Annotated in this window: 23 protein-coding genes; 15 read left to right on the plus strand and 8 right to left on the minus strand. The window is 72.2% G+C overall.

Features of this window, described 5'->3' with window-relative positions; translation table 11 throughout:
* Positions 1-10: 10 nt before the first annotated feature.
* Positions 11-346: an STAS domain-containing protein gene (locus tag IW249_RS10825; RefSeq protein WP_007454492.1), complete on the minus strand. Its 336-nt coding sequence runs from the start codon at positions 344-346 to the stop codon at positions 11-13.
* 178 nt (positions 347-524) lie between these two features.
* Here IW249_RS10825 and hemL point away from each other — a divergent pair, with 178 nt between their 5' ends.
* The 8 genes from hemL to IW249_RS10865 all read left to right on the plus strand — a co-directional run bounded on the left by hemL (position 525) and on the right by IW249_RS10865 (position 7543).
* Positions 525-1862 carry a glutamate-1-semialdehyde 2,1-aminomutase gene (gene hemL / locus IW249_RS10830; RefSeq protein WP_196920612.1) on the plus strand — a complete coding sequence of 446 codons (1338 nt, stop codon included), beginning with the start codon at positions 525-527 and terminating at the stop codon, positions 1860-1862.
* A gap of 63 nt (positions 1863-1925) precedes the next feature.
* The gene (locus tag IW249_RS10835; RefSeq protein ID WP_091395739.1) at positions 1926-2573 is read left to right on the plus strand and encodes a histidine phosphatase family protein; all 648 of its coding nucleotides are present in this window, start codon (positions 1926-1928) and stop codon (positions 2571-2573) included.
* A complete protein-coding gene (locus tag IW249_RS10840) occupies positions 2573-3139 on the plus strand; it encodes a TlpA family protein disulfide reductase (RefSeq protein ID WP_196920613.1) in 567 nt (188 codons plus the stop codon). The genes IW249_RS10835 and IW249_RS10840 overlap by 1 nt, the downstream gene beginning before the upstream one ends.
* Positions 3139-3957 carry a cytochrome c biogenesis CcdA family protein gene (locus IW249_RS10845; RefSeq protein WP_196920614.1) on the plus strand — a complete coding sequence of 273 codons (819 nt, stop codon included), beginning with the start codon at positions 3139-3141 and terminating at the stop codon, positions 3955-3957. The genes IW249_RS10840 and IW249_RS10845 overlap by 1 nt, the downstream gene beginning before the upstream one ends.
* Complete coding sequence (gene resB / locus IW249_RS10850) at positions 3957-5594, plus strand: cytochrome c biogenesis protein ResB (RefSeq protein WP_196920615.1); 1638 nt, start codon at positions 3957-3959, stop codon at positions 5592-5594. Before IW249_RS10845 ends, resB begins: the two co-directional genes overlap by 1 nt.
* Positions 5594-6571 carry a c-type cytochrome biogenesis protein CcsB gene (gene ccsB / locus IW249_RS10855; protein ID WP_196920616.1) on the plus strand — a complete coding sequence of 326 codons (978 nt, stop codon included), beginning with the start codon at positions 5594-5596 and terminating at the stop codon, positions 6569-6571. The genes resB and ccsB overlap by 1 nt, the downstream gene beginning before the upstream one ends.
* A 91-nt stretch (positions 6572-6662) precedes the next feature.
* The gene (locus tag IW249_RS10860; protein WP_196920617.1) at positions 6663-7364 is read left to right on the plus strand and encodes a DUF5753 domain-containing protein; all 702 of its coding nucleotides are present in this window, start codon (positions 6663-6665) and stop codon (positions 7362-7364) included.
* On the plus strand, positions 7355-7543 hold the full coding sequence (locus tag IW249_RS10865) for a DUF397 domain-containing protein (RefSeq protein ID WP_196920618.1): 189 nt from the start codon (positions 7355-7357) through the stop codon (positions 7541-7543). Before IW249_RS10860 ends, IW249_RS10865 begins: the two co-directional genes overlap by 10 nt.
* Before the next feature lie 132 nt (positions 7544-7675).
* Here the strand turns inward: IW249_RS10865 and IW249_RS10870 are convergent, their stop codons facing one another.
* On the minus strand, positions 7676-8152 hold the full coding sequence (locus tag IW249_RS10870) for a MarR family winged helix-turn-helix transcriptional regulator (RefSeq protein ID WP_112586377.1): 477 nt from the start codon (positions 8150-8152) through the stop codon (positions 7676-7678).
* An 82-nt stretch (positions 8153-8234) separates the two neighbouring features.
* On the opposite strand from IW249_RS10870, the gene IW249_RS10875 reads away from it, so the two are divergent.
* Entirely contained in the window at positions 8235-8789 is a 555-nt protein-coding gene (locus IW249_RS10875) for a carboxymuconolactone decarboxylase family protein (RefSeq protein ID WP_196920619.1), read from the plus strand.
* 24 nt (positions 8790-8813) lie between these two features.
* Here the strand turns inward: IW249_RS10875 and IW249_RS10880 are convergent, their stop codons facing one another.
* A complete protein-coding gene (locus IW249_RS10880) occupies positions 8814-9689 on the minus strand; it encodes an alpha/beta fold hydrolase (protein WP_196920620.1) in 876 nt (291 codons plus the stop codon).
* A 306-nt stretch (positions 9690-9995) separates the two neighbouring features.
* Here IW249_RS10880 and IW249_RS10885 point away from each other — a divergent pair, with 306 nt between their 5' ends.
* Together IW249_RS10885 and mqnP are read left to right on the plus strand one after the other, a co-directional pair.
* Positions 9996-11456, plus strand: a complete 1461-nt coding sequence (locus tag IW249_RS10885; protein ID WP_196920621.1) for a menaquinone biosynthesis decarboxylase — start codon at positions 9996-9998, stop codon at positions 11454-11456.
* Positions 11456-12367 (plus strand): menaquinone biosynthesis prenyltransferase MqnP, encoded by a 912-nt coding sequence (gene mqnP / locus IW249_RS10890; RefSeq protein WP_196920622.1) that lies wholly within the window; start codon positions 11456-11458, stop codon positions 12365-12367. The genes IW249_RS10885 and mqnP overlap by 1 nt, the downstream gene beginning before the upstream one ends.
* 22 nt (positions 12368-12389) lie before the next feature.
* Here mqnP and IW249_RS10895 read toward each other — a convergent pair whose 3' ends face one another.
* On the minus strand, positions 12390-13373 hold the full coding sequence (locus IW249_RS10895; RefSeq protein ID WP_307788564.1) for a terpene synthase family protein: 984 nt from the start codon (positions 13371-13373) through the stop codon (positions 12390-12392).
* Positions 13374-13525: 152 nt separating this feature from the next.
* Between IW249_RS10895 and IW249_RS10900 the strand changes: the two genes are divergently transcribed.
* The gene (locus tag IW249_RS10900; protein ID WP_196920623.1) at positions 13526-14155 is read left to right on the plus strand and encodes a UbiX family flavin prenyltransferase; all 630 of its coding nucleotides are present in this window, start codon (positions 13526-13528) and stop codon (positions 14153-14155) included.
* A 124-nt stretch (positions 14156-14279) separates the two neighbouring features.
* Here IW249_RS10900 and IW249_RS10905 read toward each other — a convergent pair whose 3' ends face one another.
* Positions 14280-14546: a BldC family transcriptional regulator gene (locus IW249_RS10905; RefSeq protein ID WP_007454516.1), complete on the minus strand. Its 267-nt coding sequence runs from the start codon at positions 14544-14546 to the stop codon at positions 14280-14282.
* A gap of 270 nt (positions 14547-14816) precedes the next feature.
* On the opposite strand from IW249_RS10905, the gene IW249_RS10910 reads away from it, so the two are divergent.
* Genes IW249_RS10910 through cds1 form a run of 3 tightly spaced genes read left to right on the plus strand, consistent with a single transcriptional unit; the run spans position 14817 to position 17280 of the window.
* A complete protein-coding gene (locus IW249_RS10910; RefSeq protein ID WP_196920624.1) occupies positions 14817-15275 on the plus strand; it encodes an Lrp/AsnC family transcriptional regulator in 459 nt (152 codons plus the stop codon).
* Positions 15276-15325: 50 nt separating this feature from the next.
* Positions 15326-16156, plus strand: a complete 831-nt coding sequence (locus tag IW249_RS10915) for an SDR family NAD(P)-dependent oxidoreductase (RefSeq protein ID WP_196920625.1) — start codon at positions 15326-15328, stop codon at positions 16154-16156.
* A 32-nt stretch (positions 16157-16188) separates the two neighbouring features.
* Positions 16189-17280 (plus strand): L-cysteine desulfhydrase Cds1, encoded by a 1092-nt coding sequence (cds1, locus tag IW249_RS10920; RefSeq protein ID WP_196920626.1) that lies wholly within the window; start codon positions 16189-16191, stop codon positions 17278-17280.
* 25 nt (positions 17281-17305) lie between these two features.
* Here cds1 and IW249_RS10925 read toward each other — a convergent pair whose 3' ends face one another.
* The 3 genes from IW249_RS10925 to IW249_RS34730 all read right to left on the minus strand — a co-directional run bounded on the left by IW249_RS10925 (position 17306) and on the right by IW249_RS34730 (position 21900).
* Positions 17306-17926 (minus strand): putative glycolipid-binding domain-containing protein, encoded by a 621-nt coding sequence (locus IW249_RS10925; RefSeq protein ID WP_196924734.1) that lies wholly within the window; start codon positions 17924-17926, stop codon positions 17306-17308.
* A gap of 102 nt (positions 17927-18028) precedes the next feature.
* Positions 18029-19990 carry a DEAD/DEAH box helicase gene (locus tag IW249_RS10930; RefSeq protein WP_196920627.1) on the minus strand — a complete coding sequence of 654 codons (1962 nt, stop codon included), beginning with the start codon at positions 19988-19990 and terminating at the stop codon, positions 18029-18031.
* Positions 19991-20187: 197 nt separating this feature from the next.
* Entirely contained in the window at positions 20188-21900 is a 1713-nt protein-coding gene (locus tag IW249_RS34730) for a hypothetical protein (protein ID WP_269215247.1), read from the minus strand.
* Positions 21901-21915: the final 15 nt, after the last annotated feature.

The raw sequence follows: 21915 nt of genomic DNA on the forward strand, positions 1-21915 counted from the left end.
GCGGGTCGGCTCAGCCGGTGGGTTGGTCGTTGCGGATCATCAGGGCGCTGCGCAGGCCGGTGATGTCCAGTACGCGGATCAGGAAGTCACCCACGTGCGTCAGCATCAGCAGGCTCTGCGCGTGGCTGGCCTTGCGGCTGAGCACGACAAGGGTGCCCAGGCCCTGCGAGTCGCAGAAGGTGACGCCGCCGAGGTCGAGCACGATCCGCGGGGGCGGGTCGGCCAGCACCTCGTTGACGACGGTGGAGAGTTGAGCCGCCGTGAGCATGTCGATCTCACCGGCCAGGCGCAAGACTGCTTCGTCGCCCGTCCGGTGCAGCGTGATGGACAGTTCGGCACGATCCACCCGGTCAGCCTAGCGCGATCCGACCGACCTGGCCTGTCGAGGCCGCGAGCCATCGCCGTCGTGCTCGAGAGCCCTCGGTGTCGCCGCTGCCGACCGCCGTCGGCCATGGGTGAGCCGGGTAACCCCAGCACGGGGTGGCTGCTCGTTGACCGTCCGGCGCTGTCACAATGGCGGCATCGTGACCGACATCTTTCCCGCCGGGTCCGGCCGCTACCCAGCCGACGCGCCGGCCTCCGAGGCCCTGTTCGACCGCGCCCGCGCCATCGTGCCGGGCGGGGTGAACTCCCCTGTGCGCGCCTTCCAGGCGGTCGGCGGCACCCCGCGTTTCATGGTCCGTGGCGAGGGCCCGTGGCTGTACGACGCCGACGGTCGCCGCTACGTCGACCTGGTCTGCTCCTGGGGTCCGCTGATCCTCGGGCACGCCCACCCGGAGGTGGTGGAGGCCGTCCAGGCCGCCGCCGCCCGGGGCACCAGCTTCGGCACGCCCACGCCGGGTGAGGTGGAGCTGGCCGCCGAGATCGTCGCCCGGACCCCGGTCGAGCAGGTCCGTCTGGTCAACTCCGGCACCGAGGCGACCATGTCGGCGATCCGGCTGGCCCGCGGCTTCACCGGCCGCTCGAAGATCGTCAAGTTCGCCGGCTGCTACCACGGCCACGTCGACGCGCTGCTCGCCGCCGCCGGCTCCGGCGTGGCCACCCTGGGCCTGCCCGACTCGCCCGGTGTGACAGGCGCGGCGGCCAGCGAGACGATCGTTCTTCCGTACAACGACATCCGGGCCGTCGAGGAGGCCTTCGCCGCCGAGGGCCCGCACATCGCTGCGGTGATCACCGAGGCTGCCGCCGGCAACATGGGCGTGGTGGCCCCCCGTGACGGCTTCAACCAGCAGCTCGCCCGGATCGCCCACGCACACGGCGCCCTGCTGGTGGTGGACGAGGTGATGACCGGGTTCCGGGTCTCCCGCGCCGGGTGGCACGGCCTCGACGCCTCCGACGCGGACCTGTGGACGTACGGCAAGGTCATGGGTGGTGGCCTGCCCGCCGCGGCGTTCGGCGGGCGCGCGGACATCATGGCGCGGCTCGCGCCGGCCGGCCCGGTCTACCAGGCCGGCACCCTTTCGGGTAATCCGCTGGCCTGCGCCGCCGGTCTGGCGACCCTTCGGCTCGCCGACGATGCGCTGTACCAGCGCCTCGACGAGACGGCCGCCGTCGTGGGCAAGCTGGCGTCCGACGCGTTGTCCTCCGCCGGGGTCCCGCACCGACTGTCGTACGCGGGCAGCATGTTCTCGGTCTTCTTCACCGACGCCGACGTGGTCGACTACGACAGCGCGCGCACCCAGCAGGTGCCGGCGTTCAAGGCATTCTTCCACGCGATGCTCGCCGCCGGCGTCTACCTGCCGCCGAGCGCGTTCGAGTCGTGGTTCGTGTCGGCGGCGCTCGACGACGCCGCTCTGGAACACATCGCCGACGCGCTGCCGACGGCGGCGAACGCGGCGGCAGCGGCCGGTCACGGGGGTTAGCGTGAGCGCGAGGAGTGAGCCGCTCTTGCGAGCCCCGCAGTCGGGAACAAAGGGAGCGCAGCCTTGAGCAAGACGGTGGTCCACGTGCTCCGGCACGGCGAGGTGTACAACCCCGACCAGATCCTCTACGGCCGGCTGCCCGGTTTCCGCCTCTCCGAGCTGGGTGTGCAGATGGCCAAGGCCGCTGCGCAGGGCCTGGCCGAGCGGGAGATCGTGCACGTGGTGGCCAGCCCCCTGGAGCGCGCCCAGCAGACCGCCGAGCCGATCGCCGCCCAGTTCGGGCTGCCGGTCGGGGTGGACGAGCGGCTGATCGAGAGCGCCAACTGGTTCGAGGGCAAGAAGGTCTCCCCGGGTGACGGGTCGTTCCGCGACCCGCGCAACTGGTGGGTGCTGCGCGACCCGGTGACCCCGTCCTGGGGTGAGGCGTACCGGGTGATCGCCGAGCGGATGTTCGCCGCCGTGCACGCCGCCAGGGTCGCCGCCGAGGGCCGCGAGGCGGTGCTGGTGTCGCACCAGCTCCCGATCTGGACGTTGCGCCGCTACGTCGAGCGCAAGCGGCTCTGGCACGACCCGCGCAAGCGGCAGTGCGGGCTGGCCAGCCTCACCTCGTTCCACTTCGACGGCGCGAAGGTGGCGGGCATCGGCTACAGCGAGCCGGCAGCGCACCTGATCGCTCTCTCCGCGACCGCCCGGACGGCCAAGGGGGCCTGATGAACGCCCGGAGGTGGACCGCAGGTCTGCTCGCCGCCGTCGCCGCTGTGGCGCTGGCCGGCTGCTCCTCCGGGGGCGGCGGGGAGAAGCGCTGCACCAGCGACGGCCTCACGATCACCTGTGCGCAGGACGAGCGGTCGAAGACCCCGAAGGTCGTCGGCGAACTGCTCACCGGCGGCCAGTACGACATCTCCCAGGCACGCGGCCAGGTCGTTGTCGTCAACTTCTGGGGTTCCTGGTGTGCGCCCTGCCGTGCGGAGGCCGACGACCTGGAGGGCACCTACCAGGCCACCAAGGCGTCCGGAGTCACCTTCCTGGGTGTCAACGTGCAGGACAGCAAGGACAAGGCGATCGCCTTCGAGCGGGGGCGGGCCACCTATCCGAGCATCTTCGACCCGTCCAGCCGCCAGGCGCTGAACTTCGACATCCCGCCCAACACGACACCGGCGACAGTGGTCCTCGACCGCGACGGCCGGGTCGCCGTGGTGATCCGTCGCGCCGTGACCAGGGACGAACTGCAACCGATCGTCGAACGGATCGTCGCCGAGAAGCCGGCCCCGAACTGATGGGTGAGACCTTCGAGCAACTGGCCCTCAGCGGGCCGCTGCTGCTCGCCATCGGCGCGGCGGCGCTCGCCGGCCTGGTCAGCTTCCTCTCCCCGTGCGTGCTCCCGCTCGTCCCGGGTTACCTGTCGTACGTGACCGGCCTGGCCGGCGCCGACCTGGAGGGTCGCCGTCCGGCGGCCGATCCCCTACCGGTCACCGGGGGTGTCGCGGTCAAGGAACGGGTCGCGCGGGTCGGCGCGGTAAAGGGTCGGGTGCTCGCCGGGACGCTGCTCTTCATCGGCGGTTTCACAGTCGTCTTCGTGGCCACCGCGATCCTCTTCGCCAGCATCGGCCGGGTGTTCTTCGACTACAAGCGCGAGCTGCAGATCGGCGTGGGCGTGCTGATCATCGTGGCGGGGTTGAGCTATCTCGGGATGATCCCCGCCCTGCAACGGGAGTTCCGGATCTCCCGGTTGCCGTCGGCCGGGCTGCTCGGCGCACCGGTCTTCGGGGCGGTCTTCGCCCTCAGTTGGGTGCCCTGCACCGGCCCCACTCTCGGCGCGGTGATGGGCATGGCCACCGCCAGCGGCCAGAGCGACCGCGCTGTGGTGCTCGCCGTGGCGTACTGCCTCGGGTTGGGGATACCGTTCATCGTCTTCGGGCTGGGCTTCGAACGCCTGCTCGGGGTCTTCCGCGCCGTCCGGCGCAACAGCCGCTGGGTCACCCGGGTCGGCGGCGCCCTGCTCATCCTGATCGGCCTGGCCCTGGTCACCGGCGGATGGCAGAGCTTCGTGATCTGGCTGCAGACCACCGTCGGGGTGGGCGAGGTGAGCATCTGATGACGGTCGTCGACGACCGACCGGAGACCGTGGCGCCCGCGCCACGCCGCCGGCCCAACCGGCTGCTGGCCCTGCTGCGCAACTCGTGGCGGCAGCTCACCAGCATGCGTACGGCGCTGATCCTGCTCTTCCTGCTCGCGATCGCCGCCATCCCCGGCTCGGTGCTGCCGCAGCGCGGGATCAGCCCCGAGAAGGTCAACGAGTACTTCGTCGACCACCCGGACTGGGCCCCCCGACTGGACCGGATCGGCGCGTTCGAGGTCTTCGGGTCGGTCTGGTTCTCCGCGATCTACCTGCTGCTGTTCATCTCCCTGATCGGCTGCATCACACCCCGGCTGCGCGACCACGTCCGCGCGCTGCGGTCCCGGCCGCCGGCCGCGCCGAAGCGGATGGCCCGGCTGCCGCAGCACACGGTGCTGCCCGCCCCGCCCGGTGGGGCGGCGGCGATCGCCGAGATGCTGCGCAAGCGCCGCTGGCGGGTCGAGGTGCGCGGCGACGAGGTCTCCGCCGAGAAGGGCTACCTCAAGGAGACCGGCAACCTGCTGTTCCACACCTCGTTGATCGCGGTGCTGATCGGGGTGGCGCTCGGCTCGTGGTACGGCTGGAGCGGCAACCGCCTGCTGGTGGCCGGCGCCGACAACGCGTTCTGCAACACCCGTCAGCAGTACGCCGAGGCGAAGCTCGGCCCGCAGGTGGACAGCGCCGACCTGCCCCGCTTCTGCCTGCGGCTGGACGACTTCCAGGCCCGGTTCCTGCCGTCCGGCCAGCCGGAGTTCTTCAACGCCACTGTCACCGTCGACGGCCCGGACGAGCCGACCCGCAGCGCCGACTTCTCGGTGAACTCGCCGCTGCGGCTGAACGACGCGAGCGTCTACCTGCTCGGCCACGGGTACGCCCCGGTGATCCGCTACACCGACCGGTTCGGCAACAGCCAGATCAGTGACGAACCGTTCCTGACCACCGGCGACATGGGCCTGACCAGCGAAGGGCTGGCGGCCTTCCCGGACGCGAACGTCGACCCGGCGACCGGCCAGCGCGCAGCGGATCTGCAGATGGCGTTCACCGGCATCTACCTGCCCACGGCGCCCGAGCAGGCGCCGTTCGTCAGGTCGCAGTACCCGACCGAGCGCAACCCGGCGCTGAACCTGGTCGCCTACCGGGGCAACCTCGGCCTGGACGCCGGCATCCCCGGCTCGGTCTACCAGCTCGACCAGCGGCAGGTGCGGACCGGCAAGGTCAAGGAGGTCGGCACCAAACTGCTCCGCAAGGGCGAGACCTGGACGTTGGACGACGGCACGACAGTCGAGTTCCTGGGCACCGAGCGGTACGTCACCCTCTCCATCCGGCACGATCCGGGCTCGACGATGTTGCTGGTCAGCTGCGGTGTCCTGCTGGTCGGGCTGATGGGTTCGTTGTTCGGGAAGCGTCGTCGGGTGTTCTTCCGGGTGGTGCCGGCCGACCCCGGGGAAGGATCTCCGACGAGCGGTAGTAGCTTGATGGAGGTCGGTGGGTTGCCGCGTACCGACTACCCAGGGTTCGCCGACGAGTTCACCCAGCTCGTCGCCGCGATCAACGGTGCCGAACAGCCTGAAGCTGACTCCACTGAGCGGGCCGGCGTGCGAGAAGGAGCCGAGTGATGTCCGCACTCTCCGACAATCTGGTGACCTTCGCGATCCTGGCCTACCTGGTCGCGATGATCGGCCACGCCGTCGAGTACGCGCTGGGCAACGCGCGTACCCGGGTCGCCGCGGCTGCTCCGGCGCGCGAGCTGGTCGGCGTCGGTGCCGGCGGCGGTGTCGTCAAGTCGCCGGCTGCGCCGGTCCCGACGTCGCCCGCTGTCGACCGCTCCGCCGGGCGGGCCCGGCTGGCGGGCCTGATCGGGGTGGGCGCCACAGCGGTCGCCGCCGCGCTGCACCTGGCGGCGCTGGTCACCCGGGGGCTCGCCGCCGACCGGATGCCCTGGGGCAACATGTACGAGTTCGTGCTCACTGTGACGTTCATCGGGGTCGCCGCCTGGCTGGTGGTGCTCTGGAAGCGACAGTCGCTGCGCAAGCTCGGGCTGTTCCTCACCCTGGTGATGGTGCTGCTGGTCGCCACCGCCGAGCTGGTGCTGTACGTGCCGATCGTGCCGCTGGTGCCGGCGCTGAACTCGTACTGGTTCGTCATCCACGTCTCGACGATCGTCTTCGCGTCCGGCATCTTCCTGCTCGGCGTGGTGCCGGCGGTCGGCTTTCTGATGCGCAACGGGTACGAGCAGGGCAAGCGCAGTTTCCCGTACACCCTGGCGAAGCGGCTGCCCGGCGCGGTGGGCCTGGAGCGGCTGACCTTCACGCTGCACGCCTTCGCGTTCCCGATCTTCACCTTCGCGGTGATCGCCGGTGCCATCTGGGCCGAGGCGGCCTGGGGTCGGCCGTGGGGCTGGGACCCGAAGGAGACCTGGGCGTTCATCTCCTGGGTGGTGTACGCCGGCTACCTGCACGCCCGCGCGACGCCCAGCGTGAAGCGCAACGTGGCCACCTGGATCGCGGTGCTCGGCTTCCTCACCATGCTGATGAACCTGTTCGGCGTGAACATCTTCTTCACCGGACTGCACTCGTACGGCGGGCTGAACTGATCCTGGCGCCCGGTCGGGCCGTTGATCCACTCGACTTCCAGGACGTGGGGGTGTCCTGCGCCCTGGGACGGCCCGACTTCCTGGAACCCGAGTGGATCTTGCGGTGTCGGCCGTCGAGTTGGGGCACACGGCGCCCAACGAGGCGTACCTGATCCGGGCCGACGAGGTGCTCGACACCGGCGGCCTGCTGACCTCGCTGCGCGAGCTGGGTCGGCGCGACGGCGAGCCGGTCTGGTTCCGCCCCTGGCTGGAGGTCGAACGGGTGGCCACCCAGCTCCGTTGCTTTGAGGCGACGATGATCCCCGGGCTGTTGCAGACCGCCGACTACGCGCGGGCGGTGTTCCGGCTCGACCTGGGGCTGACCGCCGACCGGGTGGAGCAGTTGGTGGCGGCCCGGCTGGAGCGGCAGACGATCCTCGACCGAGAGCACCCGCCGCAGCTCACCGCCGTGATCGACGAGGCCGCGTTGCAGCGCTTCGCGGAGGGTTGCGCCGGGGTGCTGGCCGGGCAGCTCCGACACCTGGTGGCGTGCGCCCGCCGCCCGCACATCAGGGTGCACGTGCTGCCGCAGGGCGTGGGCCTGCACGCCGGTCTCTTCGGGCCGTTCATCCTCGGCCGCACCGCCGACGGCAGTTGGCTCGGCTTCCTCGACAACCAGACCGGCGGCACCGCAGTGGACGACATCTTCGAGGTGGCGACCCTGCTCGGAAGGTGGGAGAGTCTGCGCAGTGACGCGCTGCCCCGGCAGCAGTCGATCGACCTGCTCGAGGAGATCGTGAAGCCATGGATCTGACCGGAGCCCGCTGGCGCAAGTCCACCCGGAGTGGCAACAACAGTGGCGCGTGCGTCGAGGTCGCCGACAACCTGCCGGGCCGGGTGCACGTCCGCGATTCCAAGGACCGCGACGGCGACCTGCTGACCTTCACCCCGGCCGCGTGGCGGGCCTTCGTCGAGCTGGCCCGCACCCGCTGACCGTGCGCTGAACCGGGCAACCGCAGGCGGCACCGCACCTCGCCTGGGTCGCCCGGCAACCGTCACCTCGGCGAAATGGCGTCGATCAGGTCCACGATTCGCCGCCGGCAGATGCCTGTGCAGCAACTGCAGTCAGCCTCCGAACCAGCCTGGCACGTCGAGCCGGAACCAGTTGGCCGAGGCCATCGTGCCGAGGTCGTCTTCCATCGCGGTGACCCGTTCCGGGCCGAGCGTGTCCGCCCACTGTGCACGCAGCCGGTCGAAGATCTCGGCCGAGCGGCGTAGCCCGTCGGCGCCGCGCGGGGTCACCCGGACCAGCCGCCGTCGGGCGTCGGAGGGGTCGTCGACCCGCTCCAGGTAGCCGACGGCCACCAACCGGTCGACGGTCTTGCCGGCGGCCTGTTTGGAGATGCCCAGCCGCTGTCCCAGCTCGGTGGCGGTGGTGCCGTCCGCGCCGACGGCCTGGAGCACGAACCCGTGCAGCGGTCGCAGCTCCGGATGCCCCTCCCGGGCCAGCTCGGCGTGCAGGTCGTCGATCAGCGTCCGGAAGCCGGCCAACAGCAGCAGCGGTAGCGCGAAGCCGGGCCGCGCGGGATCAGCGGTTGCCATGTTCGACAACCACGTTTACTATTTCGTCAACCACGTTGACCATCTTACGTTCCCCGATCCAAGCTCTGGAAAGTAGGCAGCCATGCCCGTCTTCACCGCGCACACCACCGAGACCGCGCCCGCCACCGCCCGACGAGCCATCGAGGGCGTACGCGGCCGGTTCGGCTGGCTGCCCACCCCGGTGGCGCTGATGGCCGACTCGCCACAGTTGCTCACCGGCTTCCTCGCCGCCAGCGCGGGCTTCGAGCAGACCGACCTCGCCCCGCTCGAGCGGGAGGTGGTCATCCTGACGGTCTCCACCACCAACGAGTGCCACTTCTGCGTCGCCCTGCACACCGGCAAGCTCACCCAACTCGGAGCGACCACCGAGCTGATCACCGCACTGCGTGCCGGCTCGGCGCTGCCCGAGCCGCGACTGGAGGCGCTGCGCCGGTTCACGCTGGCCGTGCTCGACCACCGAGGCGCCGTGCCCGACGACGAGTTGGACGGCTTCCTGACCGCTGGCTACCAGCCCCGGCACGCGCTGGACGTGGTGCTCGGCGTCGGCGCGTACACAATGTCCACCTTCGCCAACCGGCTCACCCAGGCGCCGCTCGACCCACCGCTGGCCGCCCACGCCTGGACGCCCGCCGCCTGACCGAGAGCGCCTGCCAGCCGCTGCTCAGGCCGTCCCGAGGAAGTCCCGCAGCAGGGCGAGCATCTCGTCCGGGCGCTCCTCGTACAGCCAGTGCCCGCAGTCCTCGATCACCTCGCCGCGGACCGTGTCGGCGTAGCGGCGAACCTGCTCGGCGACCTGCCCGCCGAGGCTGGCCGCCGCGCCGACGGCCAGTACCGGCATCGTCAGCTTCGTGTCCCGGTACGCCGCGTTGTCGGCGATGTCCTGCTCGAACGCCCGGAAGTAGGCGAAGCTGGCCCGCAGGTGCGCCGGGTCGCGCAGATGGCTGGCGAACTCCTCGATGTCGGGCGCGGCGATGCTGCCCTTGCGCACCATCAGGGCGTCGGTGAAGCGGTCCACCCAGAGCGACTCCCGCCCGTTGACAAGCGCTTCCGGAAGACCGTTGCCGATGGAGAAGTAGCCGAAGTTCCACACCCCGGGCCCGGCCGAGGTGAGCGCGGGGAACGTGTAGATGCTCTCGTCAGGGATCGGCGCTTCGCTGAGCACCAGCCGACTCACCCGCTGCGGATGGGCGGCGGCGTACGCGTACGCCACCATGGTCCCCAGGTCGTGCCCGACCAGCCGAAGATCACTGACCAGACCGAGTTGGTCGAGTAGTCCGTGCAGGTCGGCGGCGACCGTCTTCTTGTCGTACCCGCCGTCCGGGGCGTCGCTGCCCCCGAAGCCGCGCAGGTCCGGCGCGACCACGTCGAAGGACCGCCCCAACTGGGGCAGCAGGTGCCGCCACATGTACCAGCACTGCGGGTACCCGTGCAGCAGCACCAGTGGCGGGCCGGTGCCGCCACGGACGTAGTTCATGCTGATCTGGCCGACCCGCGCCCGTTGCTCACTGAACCCCGCCGGAACCCGCTCCCCGCCCATCGCCGCCTCCGTCCGCCCGTGCGCGCCTCGGGCTGCCGTCCGCCCCACGCGCCTCGGCCTGTCGTCCGCCCGCCGCCTGCCCGGCTACCCGCTCAACCGGCCGCCATGCCCCCGCGGTGCCCGTTGATCCACTCGCCTTCCTTGAAGTCGCGGTGTCCGGCGGCCTGGGACACCGCGGTTTCCTGAAAGCCGAGTGGATCTCGGCCCGGCGCCCGCGCCCGCCACTGACAGCGGGCGGCGGCGGGCGGCGGGCGTCACAGCACCCGGCCTGGGCCGTGCGGGAGCCGGTGCGGGAGACTGGGCGACATGGCGGCTCGTGGCTTCCCGTACACCGATCTCAAGGACTTCATCGCGGCGCTGGAGCGCGCGGGGGAGTTGCGCCGGGTCACCGTCCCGGTCGATCCGACCCTGGAGATCAGCGAGGTGGTCACCCGCACGGTGCGGGCCGGCGGCCCGGCGCTGCTCTTCGAGCGTCCGACCCGGGGCGAGATGCCGGTGGCGATCAACCTGTTCGGCACCGAGAAGCGGATGGCGATGGCCCTCGGCGTCGACTCGCTGGATGAGGTCGGTGCCCGGATCGGCGCGATGATCAAGCCGGAGCTGCCGGTCGGCTGGTCGGGCATCCGGGAGGGTCTCGGCAAGGTCATGCAGCTCAAGTCGGTGCCGCCGCGCAAGGTGAAGACCGCCCCCTGCCAGGAGGTCGTCTACCGCGGTGAGGACGTCGACCTCAACCGGCTGCCGGGGTTGCAGGTCTGGCCCGACGACGGCGGGATCTTCCACAACTACGGGCTGACCCACACCAAGCACCCGGAGACCGGCAAGCGCAACCTCGGCCTGTACCGACTCCAGCAGCATGGCCGCAACACCCTGGGCATGCACTGGCAGATCCACAAGGACTCGACGGCCCACCACGCGGTCGCCGAGCGGCTCGGGCAGCGCCTGCCGGTCGCGGTCGCGATCGGCTGCGACCCGGTCGTCTCGTACGCGGCCAGCGCGCCCCTGCCCAGTGACATCGACGAGTACCTGTTCGCCGGGTTCCTGCGCGGCGAGCGGGTGGAGATGGTCGACTGCCTCACCGTGCCGTTGCAGGTGCCGGCGCACGCGCAGATCGTGCTGGAGGGCTACCTGGAGCCGGGTGAGCGGCTGCCCGAGGGGCCGTTCGGCGACCACACCGGCTTCTACACGCCGGTCGAGCCGTTCCCCGTGCTGCACATCGAGGCGATGACAATGCAGCGCAAGCCCGTCTACCACTCGATCGTCACCTCGAAGCCGCCGCAGGAGGACCACGGCCTCGGCAAGGCCACCGAGCGGATCTTCCAGCCGCTGCTCAAGCTGATGATCCCGGACATCGTCGACTACGACCTGCCGGCCGCCGGGGTCTTCCACAACTGCGCGATCGTCTCCATCCGCAAGCGCTACCCGAAGCACGCCCAGAAGGTGATGAACGCGATCTGGGGCGCGCACCTCATGTCGCTGACCAAGCTGATCGTGATCGTCGACGAGGACTGCGACGTGCACGACTACAACGAGGTCGCCTTCCGGGCCTTCGGCAACGTCGACTACGCCCGCGACCTGCTGCTCACCGAGGGTCCGGTGGACCACCTCGACCACTCGTCGTACCAGCAGTTCTGGGGCGGCAAGGCGGGCGTCGACGCGACCCGCAAGCTGCCCACCGAGGGTTACACCCGCGGTTGGCCGGAGGAAATGACCATGGCCCCCGAGGTCGCGGCCCTGGTCGACAAGCGCTGGAAGGAGTACGGAATCTGATGGCCGTCCTCGACGCACCGACGGCGAAGCCGGGCCGGACCAAGTCCTTCCTGAAGCTCGTCGCCGTCGAGCACTCCGTGTTCGCGCTGCCGTTCGCGTTCCTCTCGGCGCTGGCCGCGATGCAGGTCAACGGCGGGCGGGTGCGGTGGCTCGACCTGCTGCTGATCACCGTGGCGATGGTCGGGGCGCGGACGTTCGCGATGGCCGCCAACCGGATCCTCGACCGCCAGATCGACGCACGTAACCCGCGTACCGCCGGCCGGGAACTGGTCACCGGAGCGGTGAGCGTGCGGACGGCCTGGACCGGCGCGGCCGTCGCGCTGGTGGTCTTCCTGGTCGCTGCCGCCCTGCTCAACCCGCTCTGCCTGGTGCTCGCGCCGCTCGCCGTGGTGCCGTTGGTCGTCTACCCCTACGCCAAGCGGTTCACCAACTGGCCGCACGCCATCCTCGGGATCGCCCAGGCGGTCGGCCCGGTCGGGGCCTGGCTGGCGGTCACCGGCACCCTGGACGGCTCCGGGCCGGCCTGGCTGCTCGGCGCGGCCGTGGGGCTGTGGATCGGCGGCTTCGACCTGATCTACGCCTGCCAGGACTCCGAGATCGACAGGGAGATCGGCGTGCACAGCGTGCCCGCCCGGTACGGTCGGCGCTTCGCGCTGCACGCCTCCACCGTCGCGCACGTGGTGACCTTCGCCCTGTTCATCTGGTTCGGTGCGCTGATCGGTCTCGGTTGGCTCTGGTGGATCGGGCTGGCGCTGACCGCTGTGGCGTTCGCCTACCAGCACGTGGTGGTCACCCCGACCGACCTCAGCAAGGTCAACCGGGCGTTCTTCACCGCCAACGGGTTCGTCGGCATCGCGCTGTTCCTCTTCGCCCTGCTCGACCTGGTGATCCGGCTCGGCCTACGGCCCTGAGGCCGGGCCGGTCAGGCTGGGCCTACGGCCCTGAGGCCGGCGGGGTGGTGCTGACGGGGTAGCGGGCGCTCTCGAAGGTCCAGTCGATGGTCCCGCGCACGGCGTACGCGATCCCGTCGAGATGGTCGGCGACCGCCTCGTCCAACGCCGGGCCGAACGACGGCACCGCAGCTCGCAGCGCGACGAAGCGTCGCATCGCCTCCCGCCAGCGCTCGGCCGCCCGCTCGACCGCCTCCGCCTCCGGTACTGCCAGTTCGGCCTGGACGGCGAGGACCAGGTTGTGCCCGCCGGCGGTCGTCCGGTCCCGTTCCAGCGAGGCCAGGTCGTTGTACCAGGAGAGCAGGTCGTTGCCGGTGCGGGCGATCTGACGCAGCAGCGGGTGGTGGTAGACCGGGTCCGGCAACGGCCGACCGCTGACGAACTCCACCAGCGGGTACGACACCTCCGCCGCCGAGGTCGACCGACGCAGCTCGACGTACTCGTCGACGCTGGGACGGCGGCCGGTCTCCTTGTTGACCGCCTCCTGCCAGGTGCCGTCGAGGTGCCGGGCCACCGCGTCGGCGAAGCGCTGCCGCCACCGGGCCGGCATCCGGCGGCGCGGCTCCCGCCAGGCCAGCACCAGCAGTCGCCGCAGCGGGCCGGCCAGCCCGGTCTGCCGCACCCGGGTGCCGTCGTGCAGCAGCGCCAGCGTGCCGTTGCGCAGCGCCCGGATCTGCTCCGGGGTCAACCGGTTCGGCCCGTCGCAGGCGTCGTCGACAAGGAAGAACCAGGTGAACAGCGCGGTCAGCACCCGCAGGTCGGCTTCGGTCGCCGCCGGGTAGAGCCGCCCGGCGTACCGGGCGAAGGCTCCCCGGGACAGGCGGTGCAGCGCGGCGTCGTCCAGCGGAAGGCCAAGCTCGGGCAGCACACCGAGCAGCCAGGCCTGCACACGATCGGCGTGGGGTGGGAGCCGGGACGGGATCGGACATTCGGCGCGCAGCGCCCGGAGCATTTCGCCGGTCGTCACCGATGCCTCCTCCGCGAGATGGTTCCGGTGCGAATCGCCCAGCGCAGCATCTCAGGTCGTTGGGATGTGCAGGTGCCCCGCCCGACATGTCGGACCGGACCAACCCCGGGGGTGCCCACCAGCGGACCAGCCGGACCAGGCAGGCTGGGGGCATGCGGGAACCATGGGTGGTCGGGGTCTCCGGTGCCTCCGGTACGCCGTACGCGGCGGCCGTCATCGGCGGACTGCTCGACGCGGGCGAGCCGGTGGACCTGATCGTGTCCCGGGCGGCACGGCTCACCGTGCTCGACGAGACCGGCCGACCCTTCCGTGACGGGCACTGGGCCGAGGACCTCGCCGCCTGGCTCGACCGGGACCTGACCACCGCCGATGTGCGGCACTGGCCGGCCGGTGACCTGGCCGCCGGGCCGAGCAGCGGCTCCTACCGGGTACGCGGGATGGCAGTGGTCCCGGCCAGCACGGCAGCCTGCGCGGGCATCGCGATCGGGCTCTCCAAGGACCTGTTGCAGCGCGCCGCCGAGGTCAACCTCAAGGAACGCCGTCCCGTGGTGCTGGTCCCCCGGGAGACCCCGGTGACCCGCAGCCACCTGGAGCACCTCATCGCGCTGCACGACGCCGGCGCGGTGGTGCTGCCGGCCAGCCCCGGCTTCTACGGCGCCGGCGCGGCGGCCAGCGCACAGCAACTGGTCGACTTCGTGGCCGGCAAGGTGTTGGACGCGCTCGGCGTCCCGCACACCCTGTTCCGGCGGTGGTCCGGCCAGCTCGGCGCAGCCCGAGGCTGAGTCGTCCGCTCATGCTGGGCACCGTCGTGCCGCTCAGCACGAGCGGTGTAGCCGCCCGGCGGTTGGCCGAGGCGGGACGCGGACCGGACTGCTGTCCGGTCCGCGTGGCGTTGTCCGCACCAGTTCAGTACATGCCGGCGTTGGCCGGACCCGGCCCCGTGGATGCGGCCGGCCCCACATTGCGTGGCTTTCCGACCTCATCCACCTCGTCCAGCATGCCCTCCCCCTCAAGCAGGGCTCGCACCTCGGATTCCCGAAACCGGCGATGCCCGCCTGGAGTCCGGATGCTTCCTATCCGGCCGGCCGCCGCCCATCTCGTCACAGTTTTCGGGTCTACCCGAAACAGCGCGGCGACCTCACCCGGTGTCAGCAGGCGATCTCCAGTGTCCACAGCCCCCTCCTCGCGTCGACGAAGCCCCCGGCTGAACACACTGCCCCCGGCTGGTGCGTAGCCCAGAGCCGTCATGAGGGACGTATGGCAATTACAGCACCAGGGACATGGCCTGTCCGCCCAAACGCGAAAAATGCACTGAGTGGGGAGTTAGTAATGTTACTGGTGCTACCTCGGCCCTGACCGGCGGTTTATGAACAGTGACTCACCGCTCAGTCCAACGGGTGCCGAAGGCCGCACGTTACGCGTCAGCGGTTAGGGTCACTCTCTGTGGATGCCATCGACCTGAACCTCGTCGACCTGCTGCGCGGCAACGCCCGACTCTCGTACGCCGAGCTGGCCCGACAGGTGGGCCTCTCGGCCCCGGCCGTGCACGAGCGGGTCGGCAAGCTGGAGAGCAGCGGCGTGGTCCGGGGCTACCGCGCGGACGTGGCCCCGGAGTCGATCGGGCTGGGAGTCACAGCGCTGATCGGCATCGTCGAGGACTCCGGCGCCGACACCGACGACATGCTCGAATCGCTGCGGGTGCTCCCCGAGATCGAGTCCTGCTACTTCATGGCCGGCGTGGAGTCGTTCCTGCTCAAGGCGCGGGTCGGCACGATCGCCGAGCTGGAGCAGTTGATCGTGCGGTTGAACCGGACGCCCGGGGTCGCCTCCACCCGTACCGCCATCGCGCTCTCCACCAAGTGGGAGAACCGCCCCCAGCCGGTCGGCCCGCCCGCCGCCTGACCGCCGCGTACCCCTGGTGTCACCCGGGCGGCCGGCGGTAGCGTGCGCCGATGACCCCGCCGGCGCGTCCCGTGGCCGTGGTGACCGGCGCTGCCGGCGGCCTGGGTCACGCCATCGCCACCGCGTTGCACGCCGACGGCTGGTCGGTGCTGCTCACCGACCTCGACCCGGCGGCGGCGCGGACCGCCGCGGCGCCGCTCGGCGGCTGGTCGGCCGCCCTGGACGTCCGGGACGAGGACGCCTGCGCCGCCATCGCCGCGACCGCCGCGAGCCGGGGCGACCTCGCCCTCTGGGTCAACAACGCCGGCATCCTGGTCACCGGGGCGTCCTGGGAGCACGACGCCCCGACCCGCCGTCGGGTGCTCGACGTGAACGCCCTCGGTGCCATGAACGGCACCCTCGCCGCGCTGACCGTGATGCGCGGGCAGGGCCACGGCCACGTGCTCAACGTCGTCTCGCTGGCCGGGCTGGTCGCCGCGCCCGGTGAGACGGTGTACGCGGCCAGCAAGCACGCCCTGCTGGCGTTCAGCCTCGGCACCCTGTCCGACCTGCGGATGGCCGGCTACCGGCGGGTGCACGTCTCCTGTCTCTGCCCGGACGGCATCTGGACCCCGATGCTGCACGACCGGCTGGACGACCCGGGGGCGGTGGCCTCGTTCACCGGCTCGATGCTGACCGCGCAGCGGGTGGCGGCCCGGGCGGTCCGGCTGGCCCGCCGGCCACGTCCGGTGGTCAGCCTGCCCCGCTGGCGGGGAGCGCAGGTGCGCCTGTTGGACGCGCTGCCCAGGTTGGCCGTCGCACTGACCCCGCTGGTCCGGGCCGCCGGCCGCGCCGGTCAGCGCCGCCAACGCCGCAGGTCAACGCTGCCGGACCGGCGCTGACCACCAATGGCCCGCTTGCTAGGTTTCCGAGCGTGACTCATCTCGACCGGTGCGACGAAGCCAGCCGGACCTGGGTGACCGAGGCGATCGCCGCCGTCGAGGCGGACGCGAACCGATCCGCCGACACCCACCTGCTGCCGTTCCCGCTGCCCCGGGAATGGGGGATCGACCTGTACCTCAAGGACGAGTCGTCACACCCCACCGGGTCGCTGAAGCACCGGCTGGCCCGCTCGCTGTTCCTCTACGGGCTCTGCAACGGCTGGATCGGGCCGCGCACCACGATCGTCGAGGCGTCGTCGGGTTCCACGGCCGTGTCCGAGGCGTACTTCGCCCGGATGCTGGGCCTGCCGTTCATCGCGGTGATGCCCGCCTCCACCTCGCCCGAGAAGATCGCGCAGATCGAGTTCCAGGGCGGCCGGTGCCACCTGGTGGACGACCCGGCAGGCGTGGTGGTCGAGGCCCGGTGGCTCGCCGAGGACTCCGGCGGGCACTTCATGGACCAGTTCACCTACGCCGAGCGGGCGACCGACTGGCGGGGCAACAACAACATCGCCGAGTCGATCTACGCGCAGCTTGAGCTGGAGCGGCACCCCATCCCCGCCTGGGTAGTGGTGGGCGCCGGCACCGGAGGAACCAGCGCCACCATCGGTCGGTACGCCAGGTACCGCCGGCTCGCCACCAAGCTCTGCGTCGTCGACCCGGAGAACTCGGCGTTCTACCCGGCCTGGCTGGCCGCCGACTGGTCGGTACGGACCGGGAAGGGCTCCCGCATCGAGGGAATCGGCCGGCCCACCGTGGAGGCGTCGTTCCTACCCTCGGTGGTGGACCGGATGGTGCAGGTGCCGGACGCGGCGTCACTGGCCGCCATGCGCGCCGGGTCGGCGCTGCTCGGCCGCCGGGTGGGCGGGTCCACCGGCACCAACCTGTGGGGCGCCTTCGGCCTGATCGCTGCGATGCTCGCCGAGCGTCGGACCGGCTCGGTGGTCACCCTGATCTGCGACCCGGGCGACCGGTACGCCGACACCTACTACGCCGACGACTGGGTGGCCGCCCAGGGCCTCGACCTGACCCCGCACCTGGCCACCATCGACCGCTTCCTGGCCAGCGGAGCCTGGCCCGCCTGAACCGCCCAGTGGGGCCGGGCATCGCTCAGCGCGGGTCGATCCGTTCGGCCAGCCCCGGGTAGCGCACCACGTAGCCGCTGTCGTCCAGGTCGATGTCAGCAGTGAAGGTGCCGCTGGCGAAGCGCACCCGACCCGGCCCGAGCCCGGTGTAGATCTGCTCGGCCGGCACCACCTCCAGGCCGGGCAGCAGCACCCAGGCGACGGTGATCCGGTGTGCCACATCGGCCGGCTCGGCCGCCATCCGGAGCCGGTGGACCGGCAGGGTGTTGAACAGCGGTGAGCCGCTCAGGTCGACGTCGAGCGCGTCGGCCAGCCGGTCCGGGTCGTCGGTGCCGGGCAGGCCGGCCCGGGGATGACCGGCCGCGACCAGAGCCTTGTCCAGGTCGCCCTGCTCGGCGGTGGTCACCCGCCAGCGCCCCGCGGCCCGCTCCAGCGTCACCCGGCGCAGCCAGCCGGGCCCTTCGGCCTCGACCTCGACCCGGGTGGTGGCCCAGTCCGGCGTGGTGGTCAGCTGGTAGCGGGCGGTCCACGGGATCGGGTCCACGGCGAGCAGAGTGCCACGGGCCGCCAACCCGTGGCCGTCGTCGAGCAGAACCTGCTCGCTGCCGGCGGTGTCCGTCCGGGACCAGAAGATTGACTTCGGCATGGTCGGCATGGGCCGGACGTTACGCGACCTGCTCGGCATCGGCAGGGCATGCGCGAACGCCGCCGCGAAGCCTGGGCTTCACGACGGCGTTCGGTGGATCAATCAGTGGGTACGTGCCGCCGGTCGCCCGCCGAAACCGCGTCGATCGTCACGCGGGCGGTCGTCACGCGGCCGGTCGTCGCGGGGCCGGTCGTCCCGGACCCGGCTCTCCGGGCGGAACCCACCCCGAGCGTCCCGGTCGCCGAAGCGCCGCTCGCCCTGCGGCCGGTCACCGAAGCGCCGCTCGCCGGTCGGCCGGTCGCCCCGACCGTCCCGGTCACCGAACTGCGGCCGGTCACCGAACCGACGCTCGCCCTGTGGGCGGTCGCCGTAGCCGCCGCGCTCGCCTTGCGGGCGGTCGCCGTAGCGGCGCTCGCCCTGCGGCCGGTCGCCGTAGCCGCCGCGTCCACCTTGCGGGCGGTCGCCGTAGCCCCGGTCGCCCTGCGGCCGGTCGCCGTAGCCGCCGCGTCCACCTTGCGGGCGGTCGCCGTAGCCCCGGTCGCCCTGCGGCCGGTCGCCGTAGCCGCCGCGCTCACCCTGCGGGCGGTCGCCGAAGCGCCGGTCGCCCTGTGGGCGGTCGCCGTAGCGACGCTCGCCGCCGGAGCGGTCGCCGAACCGACGCGGGCCGCCGGAGCGGTCGTCGTACCGGCGCGGGCCGCCGGAGCGGTCGCCGTAGCCCCGGGGCTCCGCCTCGACGCGGACCGGGACGCCACTGGGCTCGCGGGCGCCGACCAGCTCGGCCAACGCCGCGTCTCCGACCCGGACCCGGGTCTCGGCCGGCGCGACGCCGGCCTTCTCCATCATCGCCAGGGTGGTGCGGCGCTGCTTGGGCAGCACCAACGTGGCAACCGCGCCCGACTCGCCGGCCCGGGCGGTACGCCCCGCGCGGTGCAGGTAGTCCTTGGGGTCCTTCGGCGGGTCGACGTGCAGCACCAGGGTGACCCCGTCGACGTGGATGCCCCGGGCCGCCACGTCCGTGGCGACCAGCACGTTCATCCGGCCCTCACGGAACTCGGCGAGCGTCTTGGTGCGCATCCGCTGGGTCTTGCCGCCGTGCAGCCCACCGGCGCGTACGCCGACGGCCGCGAGCTGCTCGACCAGCCGGTCTACCCCGAGCTGGGTACGGGCGAAGACCATGGTCCGGCCATCCCGAGCGGCGATCGAGGCCGCCACCGGGAACTTCTCGTGCGGCGGGATCAACAGCATGTGGTGGTCCATGGTGGACACCGAGGCGGTGGACGGCGCGGTGGAGTGGGTGACCGGGTCGGTCATGAACCGCTTGACCAACGCGTCGACGTCACCGTCCAGAGTGGCCGAGAAGAGCAGCCGCTGACCGTTCGCGGGCGTCTTCGCCAGCAACTCGGTCACCTCGGGCAGGAAGCCCATGTCGGCCATCTGGTCGGCCTCGTCGAGCACCGTGACCTCGACGTCGTCGAGCTGGCAGATGCCCCGCTCGATGAGGTCGCCGAGCCGGCCCGGAGTGGCCACGATGATCTCCACGCCGCGGCGCAGCGCGTCGATCTGACGGTCGTAGGGAACGCCACCGACGGCGGTCTTGAGGAAGATGCCGACGGACTTGCCCAGCGGCACCAGAGCGTCGTTGACCTGCATGGCCAGCTCGCGGGTGGGCACCAGGACCAGGGCGCGCGGACGCATCGGCCGAGCCCGGTTGCGGTTGGCCAGCCGGGCGATCATCGGCAGACCGAAGGCGAGCGTCTTACCCGAACCGGTCTGCCCACGGCCCAGCACGTCGCGGCCGGCGAGCGCGTCCGGAACGGTGGCCCGCTGGATCTCGAACGGGCTGGTGATGCCCTGCTGCGCCAGTGCGCGGACCAGCGGCTCGGGCAGGCCGAGAGCGGCGAAGCTCATCGGCTCGGCGGTCTCGGTCGGCTCGGCCTGCGCGGTCGCTACCGGCGCGGTGCCGGCCTCGCTCGCGGCGACGTCGAGCTGCTCCCGGGCGGTGTCGGCCGCCGGGACTGAGTTGAAAACGGACGTAACGGTGCTGGGGTCAGCAGAGGTGGTCAACAAAAACCTTTCGAGCGGGGCGCATCTTCGCGATGGCCTGCCGCGGCTGTACCGCCGGATCGCCCGCAAGATCGCCCAGGGGCGCACACCACGCGCGCCGGGTCAGTGATCTCAGCCAGTGTACGGCGGTCTGACGAACCCGCCAGCCGGTTGACCGACGGTAGTGGGCGGACTCACCATCGTTGCCACTCGCTGGCTCACCCGTTGAGCACGCTGCCCACCAGACCGTCCAGGGCGTCGCCGGCCAGCAGAACGACCACCACACTGATCGCCACCAGCAGCCCCAGAGCGGCAGCCAGGACGATCATCACCCGGGCGTTGCTGGACCGCTCGGCCGGCGTGTCCGACCAGCCCTGGGCCAGGATGTGCCCGGTCAACGAGCCGGAAGTCTCCACCGCGTTGGCGGGTATCGCGATCGTGGTGAAGCCAGCCCCCTCGCCGTTGCCGTAGACGGTGCCGGCCAGATCGGTGCCGCCGTCGTGCCGCCCACCACGGGCCCCGGCCGCGTCGCGGCCGGGGGAACCCGCCGACGGGCTGCTCGGCGGCGCCGTCATCCGGGAGTTTCCGGTGCTGTTCCGGGTCGACGAAGGCGCCCCGGCGGTGGACGGTGGCCAGTTCGGCAGCGCGGGCGCGGGCACCACCGGCGGCGCGGAGGGAGCCGTGCCGGTCCATCCCCCACCGGACGTCGGGCGGGTCGCCGCGGGGATGGACGGCCACCCGGCCGGCGGCGCGGAAACCGGCGCGCTGGCCCGTACGCCGGGCGTGTCGTTCATGGCCGGCGGCGGCGGAAACGGCGGTGCCGGCATCGGGCCGGGCGGGGCCGGTGGTGCCGGCACCGGCGGACCGGGTGGCGGCAGCGGCGGGCTGGGGACGGGCGGCGACGGCGGGCCGGGGATGGGCGGCACCGGCGAGGGCGGCGGGGTGGGCGGGCCCGGAACTGGCGGAACCGGACCGGGCGGCGGCGTGGGCCGGGGGCTCGGCGTCGGCGTCGGCGCGGGCGGGTACGGCCCCGGGGCCGGCGCGGGCTCCGGTTCCGGGGGCGGCGGCTGGGTCGGCCCGGGACCCGGTGGCGAGGGCTCCGGCTCCGGAGTCGACGGCGTCGGAGGCTGGGCCGGCTCGGCACCCACCGGCGCGGCTCGGTAGACGGCGGGCGCGCTCTCGCGACGGTCCGGGGTGCCCAGGGCGCCGGCCGTGCCCCGGCTGCTGCTCGGAACCGTGGCGCTGGCCCGGGCCGGCGCGGGGGAGGCGTTCCGCTGCCCCGGCAACGACACCTCGGCGGGGCTGGCCGAGCCGGTCGCACGGTAGGTGGTCGCGGTGACCGGAGCGTTGGCCGGCAGGTCACTGCGGAGGGCCCCGGCGGTCACCACGCTGGCGCGTGCGCGTACCGGTGCGGCGTCCTGATCCGGGCGCGCGTCGACCGCTGCCGACTCCCCGGCGTCGGTCCCGGAAACGTCCGCGCCACCGGAAACGTCCGCGGCGGCATCCGCGCCACCGGAAGCGTCGGCCCCGGCAGCGTCCGCGCCGCCGGAAGCGCCGTCGACACCGGCGGGTACGTCGTCGCCGGTCGATTCGTCGTCAGCGGCGTCGGTCGAGGCGTCCGCGAGGACCGGTGCCGGCCTGCTGTCGACCGGGCTGCTGGCGGCCGGGCTGGCGTCGGCCAGGCTGGCGTCGGCCAGGCTGGCGTCGCTGGCGGCCGGGCTGGCGTCGGCCAGGCTGGCGTCGCTGGCGGCGGGGCTGCTGTCGGCCGGACTGGCGTCGCTGGCGGCAGGGCTGCTGTCAGTCGAGCTGGCGTCACTGCCTGCCGGGCTGGTGGCGTTGGCGGCCACCGGGTCGACGGTCTCCGGCCCTGGTGGGCCGGCCTGGTCGACCACGGGGTCGACAGTCTCCGCCGGATCTCTCTGCTCGGCCATTTCCGCCCTCCGCGC

Source organism: Micromonospora vinacea (assembly GCF_015751785.1).
Taxonomy (GTDB): domain Bacteria; phylum Actinomycetota; class Actinomycetes; order Mycobacteriales; family Micromonosporaceae; genus Micromonospora; species Micromonospora vinacea.